We start from the raw sequence: 4,858 nt of genomic DNA on the forward strand, positions 1-4,858 counted from the left end.
GTTCGCGGCCAGCCCCTCGCGCAGCGCGAAGCGGTGCAGGCCGCGAACGGCGCTGGCCGCGCGGGCCGCGGAGGACACCGCCAGCGGCGGGTGCGCGTCGTCGCCGGCGCGCAGCCGGGCCAGGTGCGACTCGACGACGCCGGCGCCGACCGACGCAAGGTCGGCGACACCGGCGTCGGCCAGGGTCGTGAGATAGCGGTCCAGGTCCCGGCGGTACGACGCGAGGGTGTTCGCGGACAGGCCCCGCTCGACGGTGAGGTGGTCGAGGTACCCGCGCACGGCACGGCGCAGGGCCGGCGCGGGCTGCTCCCCCGCGCCGGCCCCGTCCGTGCTGCCGGTCAGCCCGCCACCGCTCAGGCCAGAACGTCCGCCAGCGGCAGCACGCTCATGCCGTGCGCCTCGGCGACCGGGCCGTAGGTGACCTGGCCGTCGTGGGTGTTCAGGCCCAGCGCCAGCGCCGGGTCGCGGCGCAGCGCCTCGCGCCAGCCGTTGTTCGCCAGCTCCAGGGCGTACGGCAGGGTGACGTTGGTCAGCGCGTAGGTGCTGGTGTTCGGCACCGCGCCGGGCATGTTCGCCACGCAGTAGAAGATCGACTCGTGCACCTTGTAGACCGGGTCGGCGTGCGTGGTGGGGCGCGAGTCCTCGAAGCAGCCGCCCTGGTCGATGGCGATGTCGACCAGCACGCTGCCCGGCTTCATCCGCGAGACCAGCTCGTTGGAGATCAGGGTGGGCGCCTTGGCGCCGGGCACCAGCACCGCGCCGATGACCAGGTCGGCGTCGAGCACCGCCCGCTCGATCTCGTACGCGTTGGAGGCGACGGTCTGCAGGTGGCCCCGGTAGATGGCGTCGGCCTGACGCAGCCGGGCGACGTTCTTGTCGAGCAGCAGCACCTCGGACTGGAGGCCCAGCGCGATCGCGGCGGCGTTCATGCCCGAGACGCCGGCGCCAATGACCACGGTCTTGGCCGCGTACACGCCGGAGACGCCGCCGGGCAGCACGCCGCGCCCGCCGCCGGTGCGCATCATGTAGAAGGCGCCCACCTGCGGGGCGAGCCGGCCGGCCACCTCGGACATCGGGGCGAGCAGCGGCAACGACCGGTCGGGCAGCTCGACGGTCTCGTACGCGATACCGGTGACCTTCCGGTCGATCAGCGCGTCGGTGCACTCCTTGGAGGCGGCCAGGTGCAGGTAGGTGAAGAGCACCTGCCCCTCGCGCATCCGGTGGTACTCCTCGGCGACCGGCTCCTTGACCTTGAGCACCAGCTCGGCGGTGTCCCACACCTCGTCGGCGGTGGGCAGGATGGTGGCGCCCGCCGTGGCGAACTCCTCGTCGCTGATGCTGGAGCCGACGCCGGCGCCGGACTCGACGAAGACCTGGTGACCGCTGCGGGTGAACTCGTTGACGCCCGCCGGCGTGATCGCCACGCGGTACTCGTGGTTCTTGACCTCGCGTGGGATTCCGACCTTCACGATGCAGACACCTCTCTTCGGGGCTGCTCTCCCCCGACTGCTCGGTGCCACGACGGCCCCATTGCCACCGCGGTCCACCGGTCCCGCCGGCGGCAGTCTAGGCGCGCCCGGCCCCGCCGCGAGCCAGCACAGTGGCATCCGGTGCCCGGGTGTCCTGACGGAGTGTCAGGACGTCAACCGGGTCGGCGGTAGGAGGCGACCTCAGCCGTCAGGACAGTGTTCGCCCATCATCGTCCCATCTGGCGGGTGTCGGTGCGGACAGCGGGCCAGTGGATCACTAGTGTGTCGGCCCATGACCACTCCTCCTTACCAGCCGGGGTACGCCCCCGGCTACTCCGACAAGAGCAAGGTCGTCGCGGGCATCCTCGGCATCCTGCTCGGCACCTTCGGCGCCGGTCGGTTCTACACCGGACACACCAAGATCGCCGTACTCCAGCTCGTGGTGAGCCTCGTGACCTGCGGCTTCGGCGCGCTCTGGGGCCTCATCGACGGCATCCTCATCCTGGTGAACGGCGGCACGGACGCGCAGGGCCGGCCGCTGCGCGACTGACCCACCGGACTGACGGCACAGGGCCCCGCGGCAAGCCGCGGGGCCCTTTCGCGCGTACCCCTTCGCCGGTGTCACCCGGCGACCACCTCAGCGCGGCAGCGGCGCGTCCGCGCGGCGCAGCGCCGACCAGCCGGTGTCCCGGGCCCGGGCCGCGGCGAGCAGCCCGGCCACCGCGGAGGCGTTCGTGATCTCGCCGGCCAGGACCATGCCGACCGCCTCGTCCAGGTCGATCCGGACGACCTGGAGGTCGGCCTCCTCGTCCCGGCGCTCGTGGCGCTCACCGACGGGCACGTCGGCCAGGTCCCGGGCCAGGTAGACCCGGACCAGCTCGTTGGTGAACCCGGGCGAGCTGTGCAGGTCGACGAGCACGTCGATCCGCTCGGCGGTGAGGTCGGCCTCCTCGGCCAGCTCCCGCAACGCGGCGGCCGGCAACTCCTCGCCGGAGACGTCCATCAGCCCGGCGGGCAGCTCCCACAGGTGCCGGCCGACCGGGTGCCGGTACTGCCGGATCAGCACCACCTGGCCGGCGTCGTCGAGCGCCACCACGGCCACCGCCCCGACGTGCCGGACGAGGTCGCGCGCGGCCGTACCGCCGCCCGGCATGGTGACCTCCTCGCTGACCACCGTGAAGATCCGGCCCCGGTAGCGCTCCTCGCGGGAGCGCACCTCGTAGCGGTGCTCCAGATCGCTCACGACGCGGACGACGCCTTCGTCGCGGCGCCGTTGCGGGCGGCCCTGCGCGTCGACGGGGCCTCCGTCGCCGCGTCCAGGTCGACCGGAAGCTGGTCGGCCTGCGAGTACGCCACGGCGGCCTTGACGAACGAGGCGAACAGCGGGTGCGGGCGGGTGGGGCGGCTCTTCAGCTCCGGGTGCGCCTGGGTGGCCACGAAGAACGGGTGCAGGCCCCGGTCCAACTCGATGAACTCGACCAGCCGGCCGTCCGGCGAGGTGCCGGAGATGTGCAGCCCCGCCTTGGTCAGCGCGTCCCGGTAGGCGTTGTTCACCTCGTAACGGTGCCGGTGCCGCTCACTGATGTCGGTGCTGCCGTACGCCTCGGCGACGATCGAGCCCTCGGTCAGCGTCGCCGGGTACGCGCCCAGCCGCATGGTGCCGCCCAGGTCGCCCTTGCCGGCGACGATGTCCTCCTGGTCGGCCATCGTGGCGATGACCGGGTGGGCGGCCCGCTCGTCGAACTCCAACGAGTTGGCGCCGTCCAGACCGGCCAGGTGCCGGGCCACGTCGATGGTCATGCACTGCAGGCCGAGGCAGAGGCCGAGCAGCGGGATGTCGTTCTCCCGGGCGTACCGGGCGGTGCCGATCTTGCCCTCGATGCCGCGCACCCCGAAACCGCCGGGGATGAGGATGCCGTCGACGCCGGCCAGGGCCGCCGCGGCGCCGGCCGGGGTGACGCACTCGTCGCTGGGCACCCAGCGCAGCTGCACCCGGGCCCGGTGGCCGAACCCGGCCGCCCGGATCGCCTCGCTCACCGACAGGTACGCGTCGGGCAGGTCGACGTACTTGCCGACGACCGCGACGGTGACCGTGTGCCGGGGGCGGTGCACCCGGTCCAGCAGGTCGTCCCAGCTGGTCCAGTCCACGTCCCGGAAGGACAGACCGAGCCGACGCACCACGTACGCGTCCAGCCCCTCACGGTGCAGCACCTTCGGGATGTCGTAGATGCTCGGCGCGTCCGGGGCGGCGACGACCGCCTCGGCGTCCACGTCGCAGTAGAGCGACAGCTTCTCCTTGAGCTTCTCCGGGATCTCCCGGTCGCAGCGCAGCACGATGGCGTCCGGCTGGATACCGATGTTGCGCAGCTGCGCCACCGAGTGCTGGGTCGGCTTGGTCTTCAGCTCGCCCGACGGCGCCAGGTACGGCACCAGCGAGACGTGCAGGTAGAAGCAGTTGTCCCGACCCAGGTCGTGGCGGACCTGACGGATCGCCTCCAGGAACGGCAGCGACTCGATGTCGCCGACCGTGCCGCCGACCTCGGTGATCACCACGTCCGGGACGTGGCCGTCGTCGTCCGGGTCGCCCATCGCCAGGATCCGGGACTTGATCTCGTTGGTGATGTGCGGGATGACCTGGACGGTGTCTCCCAGGTACTCGCCGCGCCGCTCCTTGGCGATCACGTCGGAGTAGATCTGACCCGTGGTGACGTTCGCCTTGCCGGACAGGGCCCGGTCCAGGAAACGCTCGTAGTGCCCGACGTCGAGGTCGGTCTCGGCGCCGTCCTCGGTGACGAAGACCTCACCGTGCTGGAACGGGTTCATCGTCCCGGGGTCGACGTTGAGGTAGGGGTCGAGCTTCTGCATCACGACGCGCAGCCCGCGCGCGGTCAACAGGTTGCCGAGGCTGGAGGCGGTGAGGCCCTTACCCAGCGAGGAGGCGACGCCCCCGGTGACGAAAATGTGCCTGGTCGTCCGTGCTGATGGGGCCAAGGCCTGCTCCCGTGTCGTCTGTCGCGGTCATGCAGACCGCCGTGCTTGATCAGCAAAGTGATCACGCGATCCACGGGATTCCACGGTAACACCTCCCGGGCGGGTACTCGCAGGCCGCACCCCGGGTGGGACACCACCCGGCCACCACGACGACGCCCCGCGCTCAGGGAGCGGCAACCTCGGTCGATGACCGGGTGGCCTGCCGGGGCGGCACCGCCGCCGCCGGCGCGGCGTCCGTCGGACCGGGAGGCCGCTGCGCCGGCGCGGCGGGCGGCTCCGTCGGAGCGTCCGGCTCCGTGAGGTCGTCCGCGCCGGCGCCACCGGCGGTCCGGTCGGCCGGAGAGTCGGCGATCGGGGGCGCGCCCACCTTCCGCCGCCCGGCCGGTGGGCCGCTGATC

Annotated in this window: 5 protein-coding genes and 1 pseudogene; 1 reads left to right on the forward strand and 5 read right to left on the reverse strand. The window is 72.4% G+C overall.

Annotated features, from left to right (window positions below; translation table 11 throughout):
- Together DKT68_RS27200 and ald are read right to left on the reverse strand one after the other, a co-directional pair.
- Positions 1 to 342 (reverse strand): site-specific integrase (locus DKT68_RS27200; protein ID WP_161556706.1); only part of this gene is annotated, 342 nt, incomplete at its 3' end.
- Positions 343 to 353: 11 nt separating this feature from the next.
- Positions 354 to 1,469, reverse strand: coding sequence for an alanine dehydrogenase (ald, locus tag DKT68_RS27205; protein WP_109820234.1), 1,116 nt, complete (start codon positions 1,467 to 1,469; stop codon positions 354 to 356).
- Positions 1,470 to 1,695: 226 nt separating this feature from the next.
- Here ald and DKT68_RS27210 point away from each other — a divergent pair, with 226 nt between their 5' ends.
- Positions 1,696 to 2,019 (forward strand): TM2 domain-containing protein, encoded by a 324-nt coding sequence (locus tag DKT68_RS27210; RefSeq protein WP_407940798.1) that lies wholly within the window; start codon positions 1,696 to 1,698, stop codon positions 2,017 to 2,019.
- Positions 2,020 to 2,106: 87 nt separating this feature from the next.
- On the opposite strand, the gene DKT68_RS27215 is transcribed toward DKT68_RS27210, so the two are convergent.
- The 3 genes and pseudogenes from DKT68_RS27215 to DKT68_RS32235 all read right to left on the reverse strand — a co-directional run.
- Positions 2,107 to 2,712, reverse strand: a complete 606-nt coding sequence (locus DKT68_RS27215) for an NUDIX domain-containing protein (RefSeq protein WP_109820236.1) — start codon at positions 2,710 to 2,712, stop codon at positions 2,107 to 2,109.
- Positions 2,709 to 4,460 (reverse strand): CTP synthase, encoded by a 1,752-nt coding sequence (locus DKT68_RS27220; RefSeq protein ID WP_109820237.1) that lies wholly within the window; start codon positions 4,458 to 4,460, stop codon positions 2,709 to 2,711. The genes DKT68_RS27215 and DKT68_RS27220 overlap by 4 nt, the downstream gene beginning before the upstream one ends.
- A gap of 163 nt (positions 4,461 to 4,623) precedes the next feature.
- A pseudogene (locus DKT68_RS32235) lies at positions 4,624 to 4,858 on the reverse strand (hypothetical protein); the annotation flags it as partial.

This window comes from Micromonospora acroterricola (assembly GCF_003172955.1).
Classification (GTDB): Bacteria; Actinomycetota; Actinomycetes; order Mycobacteriales; family Micromonosporaceae; genus Micromonospora; species Micromonospora acroterricola.